Source organism: Daejeonella sp. (assembly GCF_030684675.1).
Lineage (GTDB): Bacteria > Bacteroidota > Bacteroidia > Sphingobacteriales > Sphingobacteriaceae > Daejeonella.
This window is the reverse complement of record NZ_JAUXXZ010000029.1, coordinates 16,109-36,189: the sequence shown is the minus strand read 5'-3', so window position 1 is coordinate 36,189 and position 20,081 is coordinate 16,109. Positions and strand designations below refer to the sequence as shown.

19 protein-coding genes are annotated in these 20,081 nt (G+C 39.2%); 9 read left to right on the top strand and 10 right to left on the bottom strand.

Annotated features, from left to right (window positions below):
* Positions 1 to 87: 87 nt before the first annotated feature.
* Positions 88 to 1,695, top strand: coding sequence for a hypothetical protein (locus Q8M41_RS05820; protein ID WP_305364310.1), 1,608 nt, complete (start codon positions 88 to 90; stop codon positions 1,693 to 1,695).
* Entirely contained in the window at positions 1,682 to 3,139 is a 1,458-nt protein-coding gene (locus Q8M41_RS05815; RefSeq protein ID WP_305364309.1) for a DUF5723 family protein, read from the top strand. The genes Q8M41_RS05820 and Q8M41_RS05815 overlap by 14 nt, the downstream gene beginning before the upstream one ends.
* Here the strand turns inward: Q8M41_RS05815 and tsaB are convergent.
* The 4 genes from tsaB to rpmH form a co-directional block, all read right to left on the bottom strand.
* Positions 3,136 to 3,831: a tRNA (adenosine(37)-N6)-threonylcarbamoyltransferase complex dimerization subunit type 1 TsaB gene (gene tsaB / locus Q8M41_RS05810; protein WP_305364308.1), complete on the bottom strand. Its 696-nt coding sequence runs from the start codon at positions 3,829 to 3,831 to the stop codon at positions 3,136 to 3,138. The genes Q8M41_RS05815 and tsaB overlap by 4 nt on opposite strands.
* Before the next feature lie 37 nt (positions 3,832 to 3,868).
* The gene (gene yidD / locus Q8M41_RS05805; protein ID WP_305364307.1) at positions 3,869 to 4,105 is read right to left on the bottom strand and encodes a membrane protein insertion efficiency factor YidD; all 237 of its coding nucleotides are present in this window, start codon (positions 4,103 to 4,105) and stop codon (positions 3,869 to 3,871) included.
* On the bottom strand, positions 4,086 to 4,490 hold the full coding sequence (locus Q8M41_RS05800) for a ribonuclease P protein component (protein WP_305364306.1): 405 nt from the start codon (positions 4,488 to 4,490) through the stop codon (positions 4,086 to 4,088). The genes yidD and Q8M41_RS05800 overlap by 20 nt, the downstream gene beginning before the upstream one ends.
* 77 nt (positions 4,491 to 4,567) lie before the next feature.
* On the bottom strand, positions 4,568 to 4,726 hold the full coding sequence (rpmH, locus tag Q8M41_RS05795) for a 50S ribosomal protein L34 (RefSeq protein ID WP_079701901.1): 159 nt from the start codon (positions 4,724 to 4,726) through the stop codon (positions 4,568 to 4,570).
* A gap of 129 nt (positions 4,727 to 4,855) precedes the next feature.
* Here rpmH and Q8M41_RS05790 point away from each other — a divergent pair, with 129 nt between their 5' ends.
* Positions 4,856 to 5,728 (top strand): ChaN family lipoprotein, encoded by an 873-nt coding sequence (locus Q8M41_RS05790; RefSeq protein WP_305364305.1) that lies wholly within the window; start codon positions 4,856 to 4,858, stop codon positions 5,726 to 5,728.
* Here the strand turns inward: Q8M41_RS05790 and mscL are convergent, their stop codons facing one another.
* The gene (gene mscL, locus Q8M41_RS05785) at positions 5,729 to 6,142 is read right to left on the bottom strand and encodes a large-conductance mechanosensitive channel protein MscL (RefSeq protein WP_305364304.1); all 414 of its coding nucleotides are present in this window, start codon (positions 6,140 to 6,142) and stop codon (positions 5,729 to 5,731) included.
* 151 nt (positions 6,143 to 6,293) lie between these two features.
* Between mscL and rpoN the strand changes: the two genes are divergently transcribed.
* Positions 6,294 to 7,766 carry an RNA polymerase factor sigma-54 gene (gene rpoN, locus Q8M41_RS05780; protein WP_305364303.1) on the top strand — a complete coding sequence of 491 codons (1,473 nt, stop codon included), beginning with the start codon at positions 6,294 to 6,296 and terminating at the stop codon, positions 7,764 to 7,766.
* Between the two features lie 83 nt (positions 7,767 to 7,849).
* Here the strand turns inward: rpoN and Q8M41_RS05775 are convergent, their stop codons facing one another.
* The 3 genes from Q8M41_RS05775 to Q8M41_RS05765 form a co-directional block, all read right to left on the bottom strand.
* Entirely contained in the window at positions 7,850 to 8,866 is a 1,017-nt protein-coding gene (locus tag Q8M41_RS05775) for a type IX secretion system membrane protein PorP/SprF (RefSeq protein ID WP_305364302.1), read from the bottom strand.
* 188 nt (positions 8,867 to 9,054) lie between these two features.
* Positions 9,055 to 11,778, bottom strand: a complete 2,724-nt coding sequence (locus tag Q8M41_RS05770) for a PKD domain-containing protein (protein ID WP_305364301.1) — start codon at positions 11,776 to 11,778, stop codon at positions 9,055 to 9,057.
* 253 nt (positions 11,779 to 12,031) lie between these two features.
* Positions 12,032 to 12,694, bottom strand: a complete 663-nt coding sequence (locus Q8M41_RS05765; protein WP_305364300.1) for a bifunctional 4-hydroxy-2-oxoglutarate aldolase/2-dehydro-3-deoxy-phosphogluconate aldolase — start codon at positions 12,692 to 12,694, stop codon at positions 12,032 to 12,034.
* Positions 12,695 to 12,917: 223 nt separating this feature from the next.
* On the opposite strand from Q8M41_RS05765, the gene Q8M41_RS05760 reads away from it, so the two are divergent.
* Together Q8M41_RS05760 and Q8M41_RS05755 are read left to right on the top strand one after the other, a co-directional pair.
* Positions 12,918 to 13,943 carry a sugar kinase gene (locus tag Q8M41_RS05760; protein WP_305364299.1) on the top strand — a complete coding sequence of 342 codons (1,026 nt, stop codon included), beginning with the start codon at positions 12,918 to 12,920 and terminating at the stop codon, positions 13,941 to 13,943.
* Between the two features lie 77 nt (positions 13,944 to 14,020).
* Positions 14,021 to 14,470: a YhcH/YjgK/YiaL family protein gene (locus Q8M41_RS05755; RefSeq protein ID WP_305364298.1), complete on the top strand. Its 450-nt coding sequence runs from the start codon at positions 14,021 to 14,023 to the stop codon at positions 14,468 to 14,470.
* A gap of 42 nt (positions 14,471 to 14,512) precedes the next feature.
* On the opposite strand, the gene Q8M41_RS05750 is transcribed toward Q8M41_RS05755, so the two are convergent.
* Both Q8M41_RS05750 and Q8M41_RS05745 read right to left on the bottom strand, forming a co-directional pair.
* A complete protein-coding gene (locus Q8M41_RS05750) occupies positions 14,513 to 15,340 on the bottom strand; it encodes an aminotransferase class IV (protein WP_305364297.1) in 828 nt (275 codons plus the stop codon).
* Position 15,341: 1 nt separating this feature from the next.
* On the bottom strand, positions 15,342 to 16,472 hold the full coding sequence (locus Q8M41_RS05745; RefSeq protein WP_305364296.1) for a P1 family peptidase: 1,131 nt from the start codon (positions 16,470 to 16,472) through the stop codon (positions 15,342 to 15,344).
* A gap of 190 nt (positions 16,473 to 16,662) precedes the next feature.
* Here Q8M41_RS05745 and Q8M41_RS05740 point away from each other — a divergent pair, with 190 nt between their 5' ends.
* The 3 genes from Q8M41_RS05740 to Q8M41_RS05730 are packed head-to-tail and all read left to right on the top strand — an operon-like array spanning position 16,663 to position 20,032.
* Positions 16,663 to 17,985 carry a D-alanyl-D-alanine carboxypeptidase gene (locus Q8M41_RS05740; protein ID WP_305364295.1) on the top strand — a complete coding sequence of 441 codons (1,323 nt, stop codon included), beginning with the start codon at positions 16,663 to 16,665 and terminating at the stop codon, positions 17,983 to 17,985.
* A gap of 30 nt (positions 17,986 to 18,015) precedes the next feature.
* Positions 18,016 to 19,035, top strand: a complete 1,020-nt coding sequence (locus Q8M41_RS05735; protein ID WP_305364294.1) for an N-acetylmuramoyl-L-alanine amidase — start codon at positions 18,016 to 18,018, stop codon at positions 19,033 to 19,035.
* 25 nt (positions 19,036 to 19,060) lie between these two features.
* The gene (locus Q8M41_RS05730) at positions 19,061 to 20,032 is read left to right on the top strand and encodes a glycosyl hydrolase family 18 protein (protein WP_305364293.1); all 972 of its coding nucleotides are present in this window, start codon (positions 19,061 to 19,063) and stop codon (positions 20,030 to 20,032) included.
* The last annotated feature ends 49 nt before the right edge of the window (positions 20,033 to 20,081 follow it).

Genomic DNA, 20,081 nt, shown 5'->3' with positions numbered 1-20,081 from the left:
TGTTAGATTAGATTGCTAATTTAACAAACATGTTTGCAATTCTTCTGCGATGACATAAAAATATAAATTTGCTAAAAGCACATATTGATGAAGAAAATAATAGGAATTACAACGGCTTTAGTCCTCATAGTGATTTCTCTTGCATATTTATACTTTTCAAATCTCAATGTTAGTAGCCGGAATAATGACCGTGTACTTTCTGAAATACCTGCTGATGCATCCCTGATTTTTCAATACCCAAACGACAAAAGCTTGTATGAAATCTTTTCAGATTATACTGTTTTCGATACGATCATTGGCACCCAGGCAAAAAATGAACTGGCCTGGTTAAAAGATCTTCTGATCAATAAACAGGAACTGACTGATCTCAGTGATGGGCAAAAGGTCTTTTTGTCTTTTCATCCATCCAAAACCGACAGCGTTCATTTTTTGTGGTCGATCCAGTTAAAACAGAACATTTCGATTAATGACCTTAAAAATATGCTGTCTGGACTTTCAGATATCAGGATCTCTATGAGAGAAAGATCAGTTTTGGAAATCAATACTGATGAATTGAAACGGCCTTTTTACCTATGCATAGATAAAGGCATTGCTAGAGGAAGCTTTTCAGCTGAACTTATAAACCGGAGTATTGACGAGAATTCAAAGAAGATAAGTCAGGCATTTATAAGAGAGATCAATACTGGCCTGAACAAAGACACAAATGCATTAGCACATCTTTTTATAAACTACAACAAACCCGGCTTTCTAAAACCCTATTTCAGACGAAAATTGAGTGAAAACATGGAGCTTTTCGAAAGCTTTTCCGGTTATTCAAGTCTGGAGTTGAATTACAAAACTGATGTAATGATGTTTAATGGGATAAGCAGAATATCCTCAGCAAAAGACAGTTACATCCCTATTTTTCTGAATCAGAAACCCGTTAAGAATACGATTAAACTGGTAATGCCTTATAATACAGCAAGTTCAATCACTTATGGTATCTCGGATTATACAAGGTACAAGAAAGACCTGGATGTGATATTTGAAGCCAGAGCTGAGCTCGACACACTCAACAAACAAATAGAAACCATAATATCTGAAACCGGTATAAATCCGGAAAGGGATATGATTAAATTATGGGCTAAGGAAATGAGTACCCTTCATCTTTCAACCTCCGAGAGCCTGGGAATAATAAAAGTGAGTGATGGCAGCAAACTTCAGTTCTTACTTGACCCACTGAGTTCATTTTATTCACCTACAGTGAGAAGGATGAATTACACTAATCTATTCTATTATTATTTTGGAGATCCAATGAAAAGGTATTCCAAACCTTTCTTCACAATTACAGATAACCTGCTTATCCTTTCAAATTCACCATCAAGTATTCAGCGGTTTTTAAATGATTACAATTCCGGGCGATTACTTCATAAAACAGAGCCTTATATTCAATTCGATCAACTGGTTGCTGACCAGAGTAATGTTTCATTTGTATTATATTTAAACAATGCAGAGATTTTGCTAAGAAACTCTCTCAAAAGCAATTATAGTCAGATCTTTAGAAGTAAAAATTATGGAATAAAAGATCTATATGCAATGTCGTATCAGCTGACTAGTAACAATGAATATTTTTTTACTAATTTTTACACCACTTATAAAAATATAAAGACAGCATCTGATACTGATTTATCCGTAGATAGTATTGGAAGCAACTAATTATACCATGATTTTAAGCCGGAACAAAATATCCTTAATAAAACTATCTCTTGTATTGTTTTTGCTCCTGGGGCTAATAAGAACCAGCTATTCTCAGCAATATTCTCTTTATAACAGTCGTACCTTGTATGATAGTTTCGAAAACCCATCCCAAAGGGCCTATCAGGTTGATACCAGCCGTCGTTTTGCATTCAATTTCCTTATTCCAACGATTAGCCTGAATACAACATTCTCAGGTCCGGCAGAATCTGCATTCAAATCCCTAATTTATGATGGTGTATTCAATGGCCGCGACATCACTCTGGGCGAGAACCGGATGAATACCTTAAGCTTCGGTTCGAATAATTACATCGCTATGCTGCGTGTATTGAAGGCTGTAAAAAAATATAAGGAAATGGGAATTAGCTGGCAGATTCGCAACGATGGAAGAGCAAGTGTAACCAATGAGGTTTTTGCGATTTTTGACGACTACCGTGTATTCAATGCCAGCAACCTGAGTAATCTCTTCAATGTGAACGGATATAATCAGTCATACCACCAGTTCAGTTTTGTATACAGGCAGAATTATACAAAGCGCTTTTCGATAGGAGCAAAGTTCAGCTTACTGAGTGGAATAAGTTATACTTCGTTAAAAGTTGATAAATCTGAAATAAACATGGACGAAGCAAACGATGAGTTCGATGTTTCAGTAAAGGGACAACTCAGGTCGAGCTTTAAATTTGATAATTTTCAACGAAAAATGGTTAATCCCAACTTTAAAAATCCGGGACTCTCAATTACAGCCGGAGCGTCATATCGCCTTCGGGACGGATGGTCTATACTAGGAAACATGAAGGATATCGGTTTTATAAAATGGAACAAAGAAGCCTATGAATATGATTTTGATACCGGACAAATCATTATTCAGAATGCCTCAAACTCAAGTGCGGACGACAGGCTCGCCGACAGTCTGGATACTAGGATAAGTAGAGCGTCAATTAATAAATCCTATGTAAGTATGATTAATGGTAAGGCTGAATTAATGCTGAGCAAGGAATTTGGGAATTATAAACCAAACCTGATTCTTTCCAAAACTATTTACTATGATGGTGGGGATCTGGTGCTTGTCAATAATTACCATTTAAAAAACCATGTCCTTACCGCATCAGCTGCCTACAATACGACCGGGATATTACAGATAGGTGGGCAGTATATGATAAAAACCCCGAATGTCGAATTCTACATCGGTAGTGATCAACTTTTAAAAAGCTATGAAATGTTAAGAAATTATACCAAAAGTGCTTCACCTTACTCCAGCGGGTATACCGGTGTTTCATTTTATATGGGATTCGGCTTAAAATTCGGAAGTGTTTTGGAGCATCAGGCTAATGCGACTAAAATTTCAGGATTCAGGAAAAATCCTATCGGAAAATTCATAAAAGGACTGGTTGGGAAAAAGGATTAATCGTTACTCTTTGTAGATTTCGTAAGCAGAAAGTCCTTTAAATAAAAAGGCTCAAAATAAGCTACATTCTCAGTTTCACCATTACTGAACTTTCTGCAGGCTAAAAAGTTGAGATCTTTTGCTGAATTTGTAAAATCAATGAATCTGATATTATTTTGATCCGAAAATAATTCCTTAAACTTACTGGCACCATCCCCAAACAATACAAGCTTTTTGCTTTTAAACTGATCCAAAGAAGATATATCCACAATCTTTGCGCTCACCGGTTCAATTAATTGAAGATCCTTCTGAAAAATACCTGTATAGACCTCCATTCTTCTGGCATCGATCATCGGGATTAGTAAATCTGAATCAAGAATATCGTTTTGGGACAACAGACCGGATGCCATGGCTTCGAGAGTATTTATTCCCAATAAAGGAATATCGAGGGCATAACAAAGCCCTTTTGCTGTTGAGACCCCTATCCTAAGACCTGTGTATGATCCCGGCCCCTTACTCACTGCAACGGCTTTCAGATCAGAATATTTTTTACCTGTATTGACCATCAACTCTTCTATGAATAGCGTGATGTGGCTGGCATGGATATTACGTTCATTAGCTTCTTTGACAGAAATGATTTTCCCATTTTCACTCAAGGCCACTGAACAACTGCTTGTAGCAGTTTCAAGAAGTAAAATTAGTTGATCATTCATAGATGCAAAGGAGCGAAATTATCGATAAAGAAAAAACTCATGGGACCGGATCGTGACCATGCCCGCCCCAGGGATGGCATCTGCCGATCCGCTTAATTGTTAACCAACCACCCTTAAAAGGCCCATGTTTCTGTATTGCCTCAATCCCATAATGCGAACAGGTCGGGGTAAAACGGCATGACTTTCCAAGTATTGGTGAAATAAGATTCTGGTAAATCCAGATCAAAAACAGAAAAAATGTAGAAAACACCGATTTAACTATCCTTTTCAACATGGCTGTTCAGGTATAATTTCTTAAAACGGTTCAAAGCATCTTTAAACTTCTTCTCCAGGAATGGGTATTCTCCAATTTCATTACCGATATAGGTAATTCCCAAGATCAATCCGGTTGAATGTTCATTTAGGAAAGGAAAAAGATATTCGGATTTATTAAGGCGATATACTTCGCGAATTCTACGCTTAATCAGGTTTCGGTCAACTGCACGCTTAAATCTCTTTTTCGGGACACTGATCAAAACCTGCACCGGATGTACAGAATCGGCAACATTAATAAGCCAAACAATGCGAAAGGGATAAACTAAAAAAGAAGAACCGTCAGTAAAAAGCCTTTCTATAAGCTTAACATTACATAACCGTTCTTCTTTTTTAAAACTGTACATTTTGACTGTTATTTAGCCTGATTTACAAGCAGATTTTGATCTGCGCAATTCGTAAGGCTACGAAAACACAATCAAAATTATGCTTTATGGCGACGCTCGTCAGAGACAGATAGTCTTTTTCTACCTTTAGCTCTTCTTGAGGCTAATACTCTTCTTCCGTTTGCACTGCTCATGCGCTCTCTAAACCCGTGCTTATTTCTTCTTTTTCTTTGAGAAGGCTGGAATGTTCTTTTCATGACTTATTTATCTATATTTTGCTCTAAAAAACAGGAGTGCAAATATAAGGTTGATTTTTCACAATTCAAACAACTGAATTAAAATATCCTTACCTTCCCTTAATTAATCCCCCGAAACAGCTCAAAAATATGAAATTTTACGTCTTTATTTTCTTTGTATTATTCACTTTTCCTGCATTATCACAGTTGAAATCTGAGAATTACAAAATCTATGACAGTAAAGCTAACAAGACCTGTACACTTGTAGAGATGATCAGTGCTCTTTCAGAAAAGGATGCCGTTTTTTTTGGAGAGGAGCATAACGATCCAACAGGGCATCAGCTTGAAATAGAAATTCTAAGGATGCTTCATCTTAAAAATGGAGAAAAGCAGACTCTTTCAATGGAAATGTTCGAAACTGACGTGCAGCTGGTTTTGAATGAATATCTTCAGAACCTGATCCGTGAGAAGAATTTCATAAAAGAAGCAAGATCATGGAATAACTATACAGACTATAAACCTATGATCGAGTATTCCCGCGAGCAGGGCATACAGGTTATTGCAGCCAATACTCCAAACCGCTACGTGAATATCGTTACGCGAAAAGGACTTACCGGGCTTGATTCTTTGAATAAAACAGCCAGAAAATGGTTGCCATCCTTGCCAATTGATACTGCTGCAGGAAAATACTATGATAATTTCTTAAAGACCATGGGAGGGCACAAAGTCCCGGATATGGAAATATACCAAGCTCAGAACTTATGGGACAGTGGTATGGCATGGTCAATCATCAAATACCTTAAAAAGCACAAGAATGATAAAATATTCCACGTTGCAGGTCGCTTTCACAGTGATGAAAAACTTGGCACTGTTGCCAGAGTGATAAAACTCAAGCCTTCGCTAAAAATAGCAAACATTTCATCCTTCTCAGATAGTACCTTCAACAATCCCGACTGGCAAAAATTTACGCACCTGGGTGATTATATCATCATAACCAACCCAGGGCTTAAAAGAACCTATTGATTATTTATTCTGACTTTTCAGCAAATCCCTGATTTCAGCTAACAGAACTTCCTCAGCACCAGGAGGAGCAGGAGCCGCCGGGACTGCCTCCTCTTTACGCTTCAGGGTATTAATGGCCTTGATAACTGCGAATATACACAGTGACACGATCAGAAATTGAATAACAGTATTTATGAAATTTCCGTAACGAATTGCAACTTCTTCTATTTTATTAACAGCATCTGCAGTAACAAGCACCAGCTTTTTGTCCGCAAAATCAACCCCACCCAACAGATAACCTATTGGAGGCATCAAAACATCATCAACCAATGAGGTGATAATTTTTCCAAATGCAGCTCCGATAATAACACCCACGGCGAGATCTACCACATTTCCTTTTGAGATGAACTCCTTAAATTCCTTTACAATAGCCATAATTTTATGATTTTGTCCTTTCTTAAATTTATATATTTTTTTAAAAAAACAAATACAAATTATGCTCGTATATCTTTCTGTTACAAACATATTTTAAGGATGACTATTTCATCCGTCATTAATTATGTAAATTTACCAGAGAATTCACCTTATGTTAAGACAAAACCTTCAACAAAAACTTCTTCAAAAACTATCTCCACAGCAGATTCAGTTCATCAAATTACTGCAGGTACCTACAGTTTCCCTTGATACCCGCATTAAAGAAGAACTGGAAGATAATCCCGCTCTTGAAGATTTAAGTCTGGCGAACATGAATGAGCCTGTTGAAGAATACCCTGACCGGGACCCGGAGGATGATAATTTTAATCAGGAAGATTCGCAGGAAAGTTTGGATGAATTTAATGTTGATGATTATCTCCAGGACGATAACATTAATGATTATGGTTCAAAATATGAGCAGAATGGGGATGATGATGATGATCGCAAAGAGATACCTATAGCCGTTCAGAGCTCCTTTTTCGAAAGTTTACAAGCACAGTTAGACCTCTTACCTCTATCTGATAAGGATTTCAGGATTGGGCAACAATTAATCGGCAGTCTGGATGATGATGGATATCTCCGCAGGCCGGTTACTTCACTGGTGGATGATCTCGCATTTTCTCAAAATGTATTTGCAGAAGATGAAGAGGTTAATGAAATGCTCAAAGTGATACAATCCTTTGATCCGGCAGGAGTTGGTGCAAGAGACTTACAGGAGTGTTTACTTATCCAGTTAAAGAAAAAAGAACCTAATCCTATCATTCAGAAAGCAATAATGGTTGTGGAGGATTATCTGGATGAGTTTACAAAAAAACACTATGATAAGCTGGAACGTTCATTAAATATGGACTCTGAAGAGCTAAAAGAAGTAGTGAATGAAATTCTTAAACTTAATCCAAAACCAGGCGACTCTAATGCAGTAACTACAAAGCAGCTGCAGATTATACCAGATTTTCATATCAGTAATAATGACGGGATATTATTCCTGACACTAAACTCAAAAAATGCACCCGAACTAAGGGTAAGCCGCTCTTATCAGGATATGTTTGAACATTATGATAAAACAGCTGAGAAAGACAAAAAACTTAAGGAAGCAGTTCAATTTGTAAAACAAAAACTGGATTCAGCAAAATGGTTTATTGACGCGATCAAGCAAAGACAGCAAACATTGCTAAAAACAATGAAGGCCATCATGGATTATCAGTACGAGTATTTTCTTACCGGTGATGACAAGAATTTAAAGCCAATGATCCTAAAAGATATTGCCGACCGTATTGGTATGGATATTTCAACGGTTTCAAGGGTGGCTAATTCAAAATATGTGCAGACCGAATTCGGAACCTTTCTATTAAAATCATTCTTTTCTGAGGCCATTCAAATGGATAGTGGTGAAGAAGTATCCAACAAGGAAGTAAAAAAGATACTTGAAGAGTGTATTGGAAAAGAAGATAAACGCCGACCACTTGCAGATGAAAAACTAACTGAAATTCTCAAAGAAAAGGGCTACAACATCGCCAGACGAACTGTTGCAAAATACCGCGAAGCAATGAATATTCCGGTTGCAAGGTTAAGGAAAGAACTTTAATAGTATTGAGATATGAGTATTGAGTATTGAGTATTGAGACAAGGGACATTCTCCATTCTCCACTCTCAACTCTCAATTAACCGTTACCAGCTTTTCTGCGGGCAACTCACTTTATACCGGTTATTTAGAAATATTCCAAGCACAATTTCATGGGAGCCATTGCTTACAGTGTTCAGGCCAGATGTAGTAAGGTCGTAAGAATAACCAATGTTCATAAACGAGCCTACATTAAAACCGGCCATGCCTGCGAATGCATCATCCTTGCGGTAACTGCCACCAACCCAAAAGCGATCCTTGTAGGCTAGCTTTAAGTTTACATCCACTGAAGCAGGAACCGGCGTCACAATTTTTAATAAGGCAGATGGGATTGCAGCAAAATCATCCCCGAGGTAAACTTTGTATCCTGCAGTTACGAAAATATGAGGCACCTTTCTTCCCTGATCATAAGTCACCGGATCGTCGCTGAAACCTATTGGACTTTTTAATAGTTGCTGTGCTGAGGCTCCGGCAAAAAAACGGGGTCCGTAAAGCCAGATTCCGGCACTCATATCAGGCTTGAAATTATCATAATTACCATTTCCGATTGCCTGATCATTTGGGTTTTCAAGTACCAGACCAGAGCGATCAAGATAGATCTTTGAAATTCCGGCTGCTAATCCGACGGAGACATTCACCTGTTCTGTAATTCCAATATGATAGGCATAATTCAGGTTAACATCTGTTCTGGAAATAGGGCCTGCTTTATCAGAAACAGCAGTAAAACCTACACCATGATGGGGTTCAGAAGCCATATAATTCTGCAAATAACTACGGCTATTAGGATTACTTCCGCCACCCTGTGGCATAGAGGTAGATGTCCCATATAGAAAGTTTTTGCCTAAGGGTGCATGAATTGATATATAGGAAGTTACAGGTGCACCATCAAGTCCCTGCCATTGTGCACGATAGCCAGCTTTTACATCAACATAATTCTCAATTCCCGCAATTGCAGGATTCAAAATAAAATTATTCATGACATACTGAGTATACTGAGGCTTTTGCTGAGCAAGCACAAACTGGCAAATCAGAAAAGAAAATAAAAAAGCCGCAATTCTTTTCATTAATACTTTATTTTGAGCGTTAACCTTATCATTATGATAATTCCAAAACCTAATCTCCTGCAAAAAACTCATAAAGATAATTTGAACAAGTTAAAAAATCATTTTCATTGTCGAACTTCAATCGTATAATTATTTACTTTAACATTATACTAAATTGGTTCAAAAACAAACCGCCTCAATTTCCGGCCCTATCGAATCACCGTAACCCATCCCTTAAACACAGGTAACCCGATCTTAGGATCTATGACATAATAGTAGGTCCCCACAGGGAGTAATTGTCCATTTAAATTACCATCCCAGGCCTTAAGGTATCCAATAGAACCAAACACTTTAATTCCAAAGCGATTATAAATATTTACACTTACCCCCGGATAACTATCCAGGTATTCAATCTTCCAAACCTCATTGATTCCATCTCCATTTGGTGTAAATGTATTTGGGATGAAAGGCATTTCGAGTACTTTTACCAGAACATCATCCTGAAGCATACAACCTTCGTCGGAGCTTATAGTTACATAATAACGCGTATCACTTGTCGGAGATGCAATTGGATTTCTTACATCATCGCGATCGAGTCCGGTAGAGGGAGTCCATTTATACCTTAAATTAGTACCGGTAGCCTGAATATTGAATCGTACTGCCCCCCCGCGTAAAACGATCGTATCTTTTCCGGCTTCCAGAAATGGGGTAGTAATATTCAGTTCACGGGTAAGCACATTCTCACATCCAAATTGATTGGTAACCTTCAAACTAACCATGAACTTCCCTCCTGAAGTGTATTGATGACTGATTGGTGCAGATGTGGGGTTTTCTACTTTTGTCCCATCTCCAAAATCCCACTCCCTTTTTACAATATTCCCCTGAACAGCCCTGGATAGATCGGTAAATATAATGGCGGCATTATCACAGCCCGGACTTGTATTTGAAAAATCGGCAACCGGACTTGCCTGAATCAGTATATTCCGGGTATATTCCTTTGCATCACAACTTGTTGAATTCCTTACTCTCAAAACAACATTATAAGAACCCGGATTCACGAAAATATGCTTTGGATTCTGGTCAATTGAAGTGTTGCCGTCTCCGAAATCCCATTCCCATGAAGTTAAAGGATTGCCATTATCCTTACTCATATCCGTAAAGCTTATTTCACTACTCGAACAGAAGTTGTTTGTGTTTGTAAACAATGCTTCAGGCGGATCAAATACATCGAACTGATAATCAATTTCCTGTTCATCAAGATTACATCCGGCAAGTGAAGCGTATTTTGCTATGATCTTGATTGACTTCTGACCGGGTTGACTATATCCAAGGTTCTTTGGGAATAAATATTCATAAAATGTGATGCCATTCCTTACAACCTGTACTGCTTGCGGATTAGTCTGTGTAACCGGAGGATCATTTACATCAAGCTGCCAGATTATGCTTGATGCAGGTGCTGTCAGGGTAAGCTTAAAGTCAAGATCCTGTCTGGTGCAGGCATTGTTTATTTCCTCGAGTGTAATTTTATTAATTGCCCTGATAAACTGACTGGATGCCAGGTTTGTACCTGCTGAATAAGCATAGGACTCTACATCACCAAATCCATAGGCAATCGCATTAAAACCATCGGAAGCCGATAAATTGAAAATTTGCGTGGGATATTGATTCAGGTTAAGTTGCAGATAAGAGTAATCAGGATTATTCCTTAGGGCTGTGAAGATTCCGCCGGGTGCACGCCCATTGATCCTGAAAGAGGCCGCTGCAGAGGTTTTGATAAGAATGTTAACGTAATTTTCACTGATATTTTCTCTACTTGAGGAATATACCGTGATGTTCTTAATATTATATTCAATGGGATTCAGAATAACCATATCCGGATCACTGAATCCACCACCTGCACAGGCCTGAGTGAGAGAATATTGGGCAACTGCAATTGCATTATTCGCTGAAATATAAGCAGGCTCATTAACAGGTGCCGGGGTTTGGTAATATTGCCCGGCATTGAGGTTTGCAACCTGGGTACCGTTATAAGTAACCCTTGTACCATTCTCTTTAGCCAGAATACGAACATAATTCCCTCTGCCCCTTGCTAAATTACCTCCCGGATTCCTTGAACTGAAAGGGATAAATCCGTAGGTCTTACCCCAACTGTCAACGGGATAATTCTGCTGATACAAAGGATCTGATGAAGTACGACCAATACATCCGGAAGGAGCTGTAATTGCTGAATTTGTGGTTCCTGAGAACATGGCAAACTGCTTACAACCTGAAGTTTCGGGATCGACAAACACATTTGCTCCTGTCAGATCGACATTTGAAAGGTATTCATATACATCCCCTGGATTGGCAAGGGTAACCCCACCCGGAATAAGATCATTCCCGTTGAGTCTGATAAAAATCTTTGTATTAGGCTCACTTGCAATCAGTATAATATGATTTTGACCGGGATCCGGGGTATTGCCGCTCTCATAGTTCAGACTGAAATATTGTTGCCCCAAAGCCTCCTTTGGCAATATCAGGGAAGCAGCTGAACGGGCTCCGGCAAAAATATGCCCGTAAACTACTACTTTGGGTTTTCCCGGATCCACCTGGACCCTTATCGCCCTGTTTGTAAGTACCCTACCTGCTTCAAGCTCATCAATATAGGCATCACCACGATTTATTGGTACTTCAATAACTGTATTTCCTGCCGTCAGATCAAAACGCTGGCTTGAACTTCCTACCGTAACTGTTCCGGATGAAGCCTGCTTACCCGTTATGAATATGGAATACCTGGCTAATGGCCTGATTCCATTGAGATTGGCGGGAACATGTGTAGGAAAAACAGCCCAGAAATCAGTCCCTTCATTTGATGTACCCTGGGCAATTGCATTCGTACCTGAAAGCATCCAGAAAGAAAAAAGTAAATAAAGTAAATATAAAGATCTGAACATTCCTCTTAGATTCTTACCCGTTTCACAAAGCAGCTGAACTTTAAGGTAAGATACGTTCAGACAAGCTACAGGAGTTATAAAAATAGAAAATAACAGCCTTTCAAAATCCTATGAAAGAAAAATGATACAATAGTGATAAACCTGAATAGCTATCAAAGATTAAATTTTTTGAACCGGGTTAAACCGGCTATAGTTCAGCTACAAAAAAAAGCCGTCAGAAATACTCTGCCGGCTTTCAATATCTATTAATGAATTAAGCTCTTATTGATTTGATTATCTCCAAAACTGACTTAGTTGAGGCAATCAGCTCATCGTATTTCTTGTTTTCCATAACATCCTTACTCACCAGCTTACTGCCCATTCCAACCGCACAAACCCCTGCCTTAAACCATCCTTCAATATTCGCCCGGTCAAGATCTACTCCACCTGTAGGCATAAACTTAAGATTAGGAAACAATTCCTTTATCGCAGACATAAAGCCCGGCCCCAAAACATTTCCAGGGAAAAGCTTGATCATTTTAGCGCCCAAAGTCTCAGCCCTGATTATTTCACTTGGGGTCATACAACCCGGTGCCCATAACATATCATGCTTATCGGCAACTTGTGCCACACTCTCTACCAGACCCGGACAGATGATATAATCTGCACCAGCATCGATAAAAGTCTGAGCCATTGATCCGTCTTTGATTGTTCCAATACCCAGGTACATACCCTGAAGCTCGGAATCAACCACCTTTCTCATTTCTTTGAAGTTTTCCAGGGCTGCCTCTCCCCTGTTAGTATATTCTACTGCGCGGATACCTGCACTATATAAGGCCTTTAAAAGTCCAATACTGGTCTCTTTATCTTTGTTGAAATATAAAGGTAATATACCCTGCTCAGGTATTAATTTCAAGAGTTCTGCTTTCTTGCTCATCTGTAATAATATTTAAGTAAAACTAAGGCTCTAAATTAGCTAATTAATAAATAATTAGCTAAACTGAAACGAAAATGGAGGTATTTATCTGGTTACGTAACATTTTGTATATCATTAATCAATAAAGCATAGTAAAACTTTTAATTATCAGCCATTAATGTATTTTTGCTTATCCTAAATTTGGATTTTAACAAGTTCTTTCAATTAAATACAGAATTAAGCCATGGCTAAAAAAGTCGTAACACTTGGAGAGATAATGATGCGTCTATCGACTCCCGATTTCAAGAGATTTGTACAAAGTGATAGTTTTGATGTTACCTATGGTGGCGGAGAAGCGAACGTAGCTGCTGCATTATGCAATTACGGATTAAACGGAACCTTTGTATCTAAAGTTCCTAACAACCCTTTAGGGCAGTCTGCAATCAACCATTTACGTCGTTATGGTGTTGATACTCAATTTGTTGCAAGAGGCGGAAAGCGTTTGGGAATCTATTTTCTTGAAACCGGAGCTTCTATGCGTGCTTCACAAGTAGTATATGACCGTGCTGATGCATCAATTTCTGAAGTTGAAATATCTGAATTCGATTTTGATAAAATCTTTGAAGGTGCCGATTGGTTCCATACAACCGGTATTACCCCTGCATTGAGTGATAAAGCTGCTGCTTTAACTGAAGCTGCTTTAAAAGCTGCAAAAGCAAGAGGTATCACTACCAGTATCGATCTGAACTATCGTAAAAAATTGTGGTCTAAAGAAAAAGCAAGGGAGGTAATGACCAGACTTTGCCAGTACGTTGATGTTTGTATCGGTAACGAGGAAGATGCTGATACGACTCTTGGCTTTACAAGTAAGGGCACAGACGTCACAAAAGGCGAGCTTAATCTGGATGGTTACAAAGATGTATTCCAGCAAATGAAAGCCAAATTCGGCTTTAAATATATTGCCTCAACTTTGAGGGAAAGTCACAGTGCTTCAGATAACGGCTGGTCGGCGCTGGTTTACGATGGCACTGAGTTTTACCATACCAAATCATATGAAGTTCGTATCGTGGATCGCGTAGGTAGCGGAGACTCATTTGCGAGTGGATTTATCTATGGCTTGGTTACAGACATGAAATTAAGCGATGCAGCTGAGTTTGGTGTTGCTGCTTCTGCAATTAAGCATACCATTCCTGGCGACTTAAATCATGCAACTTTATCAGAAGTTAAAGATCTGGTAGGTGGTGATGGTTCAGGACGTGTACAACGCTAAATAACAATATTAATTAAGAAATCCGCCTGCACTCCAGGCGGATTTTTAATATACAGAAATCATAAAATAGAAAGACCATGATTATAGACACTCTGGAAAACGCAGGAAAATACACTTCCGTTCATCCACTTTTTGCAAAAGCATTTGAATTTTTAAATTCTATTGACCTGAAAAATGTTGAAGCTGGAAAATACGAGATCAGCGAAGGTTTAAATTATGCGGTAGTTGAAAAAGAGGGAATGACAGAAGAAGAGTCTATCGCTAAATTTGAATGCCATAATAAGAACATTGACATTCAGCTTTGCATCAGCGGCAAAGAAAAACTGGGATGGAAGCCACGAAATGCCTGCAAATCGATGAAAGGTGAATACAATGCTGAGAAAGATGTTGCCTTTTATAATGACGCTCCTGACATGTATTTTGAATTGACTGACGGTCAATTTGCAATCTTCTTTCCCGAAGATGTGCATGCACCAATGATTGCTGATGGTGTAATCAAGAAGCTGATTGTAAAAGTAAGATTGTAATATTCAGGAAAGGGATTTATCCCTTTCCTAATAAATTCTATCTCAGGATCCGTAAATGATTCTGTTGTACTCCTTCGCCAAAGCCCTGCTTACTTCTCCCGGATTTCCATCACCAATAACATATCCATCTACCTGAACCACCGGCAGAATATTTTTAGTTGTACTGGTAATAAAAACTTCTCCCGCATTTCTAAGCTCTTCCAAACTAACATCCCGGGCTTCTGTTACATACCTGGCTTCCGATATTTCCAGTACATGTTTTCTGGTTACTCCTTTCAGCATACCTGATTCCGGAGTAAGTACCTTATGATCTTTAGTAACGATAAAAATGTTTGCCCTGGGACACTCACGAAGCAGTCCGTTTGAATAATACAACACATCGTCTGCCTTTTTCTCTTTCAGTATTGGCTGCAGCCAGATGGCCTGAAGATAATCCAGTGTTTTAGCATTGGAAAACTGACGCTGGTATTCATGTGTCAGGATACTAATGCCTTTCTCTGATATAGTTCTGGGAATTTGAAAAGCCTGCTGGCTAATAATCAGGTTTGGTTCTGCGATATTGAATCCATCAGAAGAAAAACCACCGGTAAGAATACCTTTTATACCCGAATCTTTCAGATTATTACTTTCAATGAGCCTTATGATCTTGTCTCTTATTTCATCCCGGCTTTGCTTAAGTTCAAGCCGCATCAGCACAGCAGATCTAAATAAACGATCAAGATGGTCTTCAAGAAATACAGGTTTACCACCTATTGTTTTAAAAAAATCAAAAATTCCATAGCCTCTCTGTACAGCGAGGTCGGCAATGTTCAAATTCGCCTCATCAGAAGGAATCAAAGAATCATTTACCCAAACGAATAATTTACTCATTTTATAGTCTATTGTATTTTTTTAGTATCGGAATTACTTTATCGAGAGGAAGAGCTTCGATCTTACGCCCATTATTTCCTATTGTGGTCTTTGCAGCAAAAAGGGAATTTATTACCGCTTCTTCAGTAGCTTCAATTGCTGCCATAAATAGCTGTGAGGTGAAATCATTATGCAGATATCCTGCCTGGATTACAGGCTGAGCAGGCTGATGAGGAACACGCAGAGCTTCGGCAGTAGAAAAAGCGATCACATAATCGCCACTTCCGTTAGATGCAATACCACCCGACTTAGCCATTCCCATGAAAGCCCGTTTAGCTAAACGTTCCAGGTTTCTTGCATCCAATGGTGCATCAGTTGCTACAACGATCATACAGGAACCATCCACATTATTAAGCAATTTATCACTGAATGAGAACTTGCCCAATTCCTCACCCACAGGCACTCCATCAATCTGCAAGACTCCACCGAAATTAGTCTGAACAAGTACACCTATTGTATATCCGCCAAGACTCTGAGGTAATTTTCTTGAAGATGTACCTATTCCACCTTTATATCCGAAACAAACCGTGCCAGTTCCTGCGCCAACATTTCCCTCAGTAACAGGGCCGCCTGAAGCAGATCGAATGGCGTAGAGAATATCTTCCTTTTTTACATGACGGCCACGTATATCATTTAAATTACCGTCATTGGTTTCTCCAACCACGGCATTTACCGATTGTACCAATTCATTGCCTTTCTGTGCAAGTGTATGTTCAATCACAGCCTGAATACCTTCGGCTACATTGAGCGTATTGGTTAAAACAATCGGGCTTTCCAATGTTCCGAGTTCATCAATTTGGGTAGTGCCACTAAGTTTTCCGAAACCATTTCCTGCAAAAACAGCAGCAGGGACTTTGGACTGAAACAAATTGCCATCATGTGGGAGAATGGCTGTAACTCCAGTTCGAACTGACTCTCCGCTAATTAGTGTTTTATGCCCTACTTTAACTCCGGGAACATCTGTAATTGCATTCAATGCGCCGGCCGGCAGAACTCCTATCTTCAAGCCCATTTCCCTTGGTCGCAAGGGAATCTGAGCCAACAAAAGAGCCGGAAAAATGCTAAAAAGCACAATACAGAAGATTTTTTGCATAGACACAATATTAAACAATAATCTTAATTAAAAAGGATTAAGGCTGACACGGTTTTGAATCCTTTCAGCCTTTTATTTGTTCTTTTATCTTTCATAGGGGAAACTTATCTTGCATAAAATTACTCCTGCTCTTAAGCGATCAGAACGGCCAATTATAGCGATAAGAATTAAACAAAAAAATCTGAAAAAGATGATCCCAGAAAAGTTAAACTTAAATAAAAACCTGATAAACGGCTTATTATGTTTGTTCATTTTGTTTTTATTCAGTACGAAGACTGAAGCACAAAAATTAAATAAACGTAAAGTAGCAAAAGTCTTTGCCGGCTCAGAGATTCTTCAAAACCATTATACCGGATTTTCACTTTATGATCTAAAAACCATGAAGCCAGTGTATGAACTGGATGCCAACAAACCTGCAATCCCGGCATCAAATACTAAGCTTTTTACTTTATACACCGCACTCCGTATGCTGGGCGATTCTATCCCCGGACTTCGTTATGTTACCAAAGGTGATTCCCTGATCTTCTGGGGGACAGGTGATCCTTCATTTCTTCATCCCGATCTGAAATCAAGCCGGGTATATGACTTCCTTAAAAATTCAGGTAAAAAACTGTTTTACTCTCATAGTAATGGAGGTACCGAATTCAATGGTTCCTCCATTTACCAGATTGCAATGGTTTCATTGCCGGTAGGCGAAAACAGAGCTCTGGCTTATGCAGACAAGAACGGGAATTTAGCGATCAAACCCGTCTTTCTGAATCAATACTTAAAAGCGGATACTTCATACCATCCCAGAACATTCAGTGTTCGCAGAGATGATAAGACCAATACCTTCTCGTATCCGCAAATGACCATGCCTCTAAATTACAGGCAGACACTTTATCTCGTACCGGAAGCAGAGCTGACCGCCGCAACACTTAGTGATACACTCAAACTACCTGTCAGCATCATCCGCATGAATTTGCCTCAAAATGCTAAAACTATATACAGCATACCCTCAGATAGCCTCTACAGAAGAATGATGCTTCCGAGTGATAATTACCTTGCAGAGCAGATTCTGTATCTCTGTTCTTCCCTTCTTCCGGGAAAGCTCAGTGTTGATTCGGCGATCTCTTACAGCTCAATGAACTTCCTGAATGACCTGCCTGATAAATTCCAGTGGAGGGATGGTTCAGGATTGTCGAGATATAATTTATTCAGTCCGCGTTCGATCATTAAGATTCTGACCAAAATAAGGGAGAAGCTTGGAACCGAAGAAAGGTTGCATAATTTACTGCCTGCTGGCGGAGTAAGTGGCACACTGCGAAATGCTTATAAAACAGAAAATGGTCAACCATTTGTGTGGGCAAAAACAGGCACCCTTCAGAATGTGCATCTACAGGGAGGATTTTTCATTACACGGAAAGGCAAAAAATACATGTATTCATTCATGAATAATAACTTTATGATTCCAACAGCAGATATCCGCAATGAAATGGGCCGAATAATCACCTATTTTCATGAAAATTATTAATTCTGGACTGTTTTTTAATGCCAAATTCTCATGCAAAGACTAAATCACAAAAAAATCATTAAAATAAGATCTTTTTTATTGCTCATCCTTATTGGATTCATCCAAAGCAGCTTTGCACAGCAGAATTCACCAGGGGATGGTACTTTAAATGGTAAAATAATCTGTATCGACCCCGGTCATGGTGGCTCTGCAGCTACTGACAGCTACCGACAGGGGCCTACAGGCGAGCGCGAAGAATGGATAGACCTTCGTGTAGGATTGCTATTAAAAGAGATTTTGGAGCAGAAAGGAGCAAAAGTCCTCATGACCCGAAGCAGCGATGTTCCATTCCCTCTTGCAGAACGCTCTAAAATGGCCATTGAAAATAAAGCTGATTTCTTTATTTCCATCCACCATAATGCTACTGCCGATCCCTCAGTTAATTTCCCAATCATTTATTATCATGGCCTTGCTTCAGAAAACCAGGCCGGTGTGACTTTTGGAAAACTGCTGGCAAAGAATTTGAAAAAATACATGTACAAAACAAAAACACCGGTCAGTGTGGTCTCTGATTTTACCATTTTTTCTGGTGCAGGATCTTCGGTATTGAGAGGAACCTATGGCATTCCCGGTGTTCTTGCAGAAGCATCACTATTCACTAACCCAGAGGAAGAAGCCCGTTTAAAAACAAGGGAACACAATTATAATGAAGCTCATGCCATCGCTAAAGCAATTGAGAAATTCTTTAAAAAAGGCAATCTAAATATCAGCCCAAAAACACCTTCCAAATTCCCTCCGCAGTTTGCCACTTTACAGGAAGCCGACCGAATGAGTGCCATTGCGCGGCGCTGGCATCAGGATTATATTGATGGGAAGGAACTGATGAAGAAAAAAGATGCAGAGTCACAGCAAAAGGCTTATGATTTGTTTACTCAATCTGCCCGTTCATTTCCTGATTCTTATGTAGCCGCAAAATGCCATAAGTACAGAGCTGCAATTTTGAGAAAGCAGGGCAAAACTGAGGAAGCAATAAAAGAAGAAATAAGGGTAAAGGAATTCTATCCGAATTAATAATCACAGTCCATAGATTCAAAAAATGAAAAAACAAATACTACTGTTCATTAGTTTAACACTTCTGCATTCACAGGCACAGGGTCAGTCAAAGAAAAAATCAGATTTCAAAGTTGTCGGCTACTATTCTTTGAGAGCGGCAATGACCGCAGATTTAAAGACTGTGCCCTTTGATAAGCTAACACATATCAACCTTTCATTTCTGAATCCGGATACTCTGGGCAATTTCAATCAGGATCTTTCTGCACTGGAGCCCTTCATCAAGGCGGCGCATAAATATGGAGTTAAGGTCCTTCCATCAATTGCAGGTGGCGGAAGACACGAATATTACCATAAACTCCTGAGGGATGAAAATCGGGCAAGATTCATTAACGACCTCCTGCTGATTAGCTTAAAATACAATTTTGATGGTATTGATGTTGACATAGAAGGAAGTGACATTGATGAGAATTACGAAAACTTCGTAGTCGGACTTGCCAATGTGCTGAAGCCGCATAAAAAAATGATCACCTCAGCAATCGCTATCTTTTATAAAGATCAGTTAAGTGACCGGGCTCTGGCCCAATACGACTTCATGACCCTGATGAGTTATGATCATACCGGTCCATGGAGACCTTCCAAACCCGGACCACATTCAACTTATGAGCATGCCCATGCAGATCTGGACTACTTTAGAACAGTAAGGAATATCCCCAAAGAGAAAATTGTATTGGGCGTCGGTTTTTATGGTTATGGATTCGGGCCTGAACTGACTTCTAAGGCCTCCAGCATGAATTACGGACAGATTGTTAAAACCTTCCCTGGTGCTGAAAAAACCGATCAGATAACGATGCCCGACGGTATGATCATGTATTACAATGGAGAAGATACGATCCGTAAAAAAACACTGCTTGCAAAAGAAAATGCTTCCGGAATAATGATCTGGCAAATTTTAGGAGATGCGGCAGGTGATCGCTCTTTACTCAGCCTGATTAATAGAATTGCTTATTCAAAGTAAGATTTCAGGAAAAAGGTTGAGCGTTAGTACTGGTACTGTGACAACACCG

Coding starts and splice junctions, on each gene's coding strand:
- Q8M41_RS05765 (WP_305364300.1), bottom strand. CDS start 12,694: ATGAGCAAGAAAGCAGAACTCTTGAAATTAATACCTGAGCAGGGTATA.
- rpmH (WP_079701901.1), bottom strand. CDS start 4,726: ATGAAAAGAACATTCCAGCCTTCTCAAAGAAAAAGAAGAAATAAGCAC.
- Q8M41_RS05740 (WP_305364295.1), top strand. CDS start 16,663: ATGATCCCAGAAAAGTTAAACTTAAATAAAAACCTGATAAACGGCTTA.
- Q8M41_RS05745 (WP_305364296.1), bottom strand. CDS start 16,472: ATGCAAAAAATCTTCTGTATTGTGCTTTTTAGCATTTTTCCGGCTCTT.
- Q8M41_RS05820 (WP_305364310.1), top strand. CDS start 88: ATGAAGAAAATAATAGGAATTACAACGGCTTTAGTCCTCATAGTGATT.
- yidD (WP_305364307.1), bottom strand. CDS start 4,105: ATGTTGAAAAGGATAGTTAAATCGGTGTTTTCTACATTTTTTCTGTTT.
- Q8M41_RS05775 (WP_305364302.1), bottom strand. CDS start 8,866: ATGAAAAGAATTGCGGCTTTTTTATTTTCTTTTCTGATTTGCCAGTTT.
- Q8M41_RS05760 (WP_305364299.1), top strand. CDS start 12,918: ATGGCTAAAAAAGTCGTAACACTTGGAGAGATAATGATGCGTCTATCG.
- mscL (WP_305364304.1), bottom strand. CDS start 6,142: ATGGCTATTGTAAAGGAATTTAAGGAGTTCATCTCAAAAGGAAATGTG.
- Q8M41_RS05750 (WP_305364297.1), bottom strand. CDS start 15,340: ATGAGTAAATTATTCGTTTGGGTAAATGATTCTTTGATTCCTTCTGAT.
- rpoN (WP_305364303.1), top strand. CDS start 6,294: ATGTTAAGACAAAACCTTCAACAAAAACTTCTTCAAAAACTATCTCCA.
- Q8M41_RS05755 (WP_305364298.1), top strand. CDS start 14,021: ATGATTATAGACACTCTGGAAAACGCAGGAAAATACACTTCCGTTCAT.
- Q8M41_RS05730 (WP_305364293.1), top strand. CDS start 19,061: ATGAAAAAACAAATACTACTGTTCATTAGTTTAACACTTCTGCATTCA.
- Q8M41_RS05800 (WP_305364306.1), bottom strand. CDS start 4,490: ATGTACAGTTTTAAAAAAGAAGAACGGTTATGTAATGTTAAGCTTATA.
- tsaB (WP_305364308.1), bottom strand. CDS start 3,831: ATGAATGATCAACTAATTTTACTTCTTGAAACTGCTACAAGCAGTTGT.
- Q8M41_RS05735 (WP_305364294.1), top strand. CDS start 18,016: ATGCAAAGACTAAATCACAAAAAAATCATTAAAATAAGATCTTTTTTA.
- Q8M41_RS05770 (WP_305364301.1), bottom strand. CDS start 11,778: ATGTTCAGATCTTTATATTTACTTTATTTACTTTTTTCTTTCTGGATG.
- Q8M41_RS05790 (WP_305364305.1), top strand. CDS start 4,856: ATGAAATTTTACGTCTTTATTTTCTTTGTATTATTCACTTTTCCTGCA.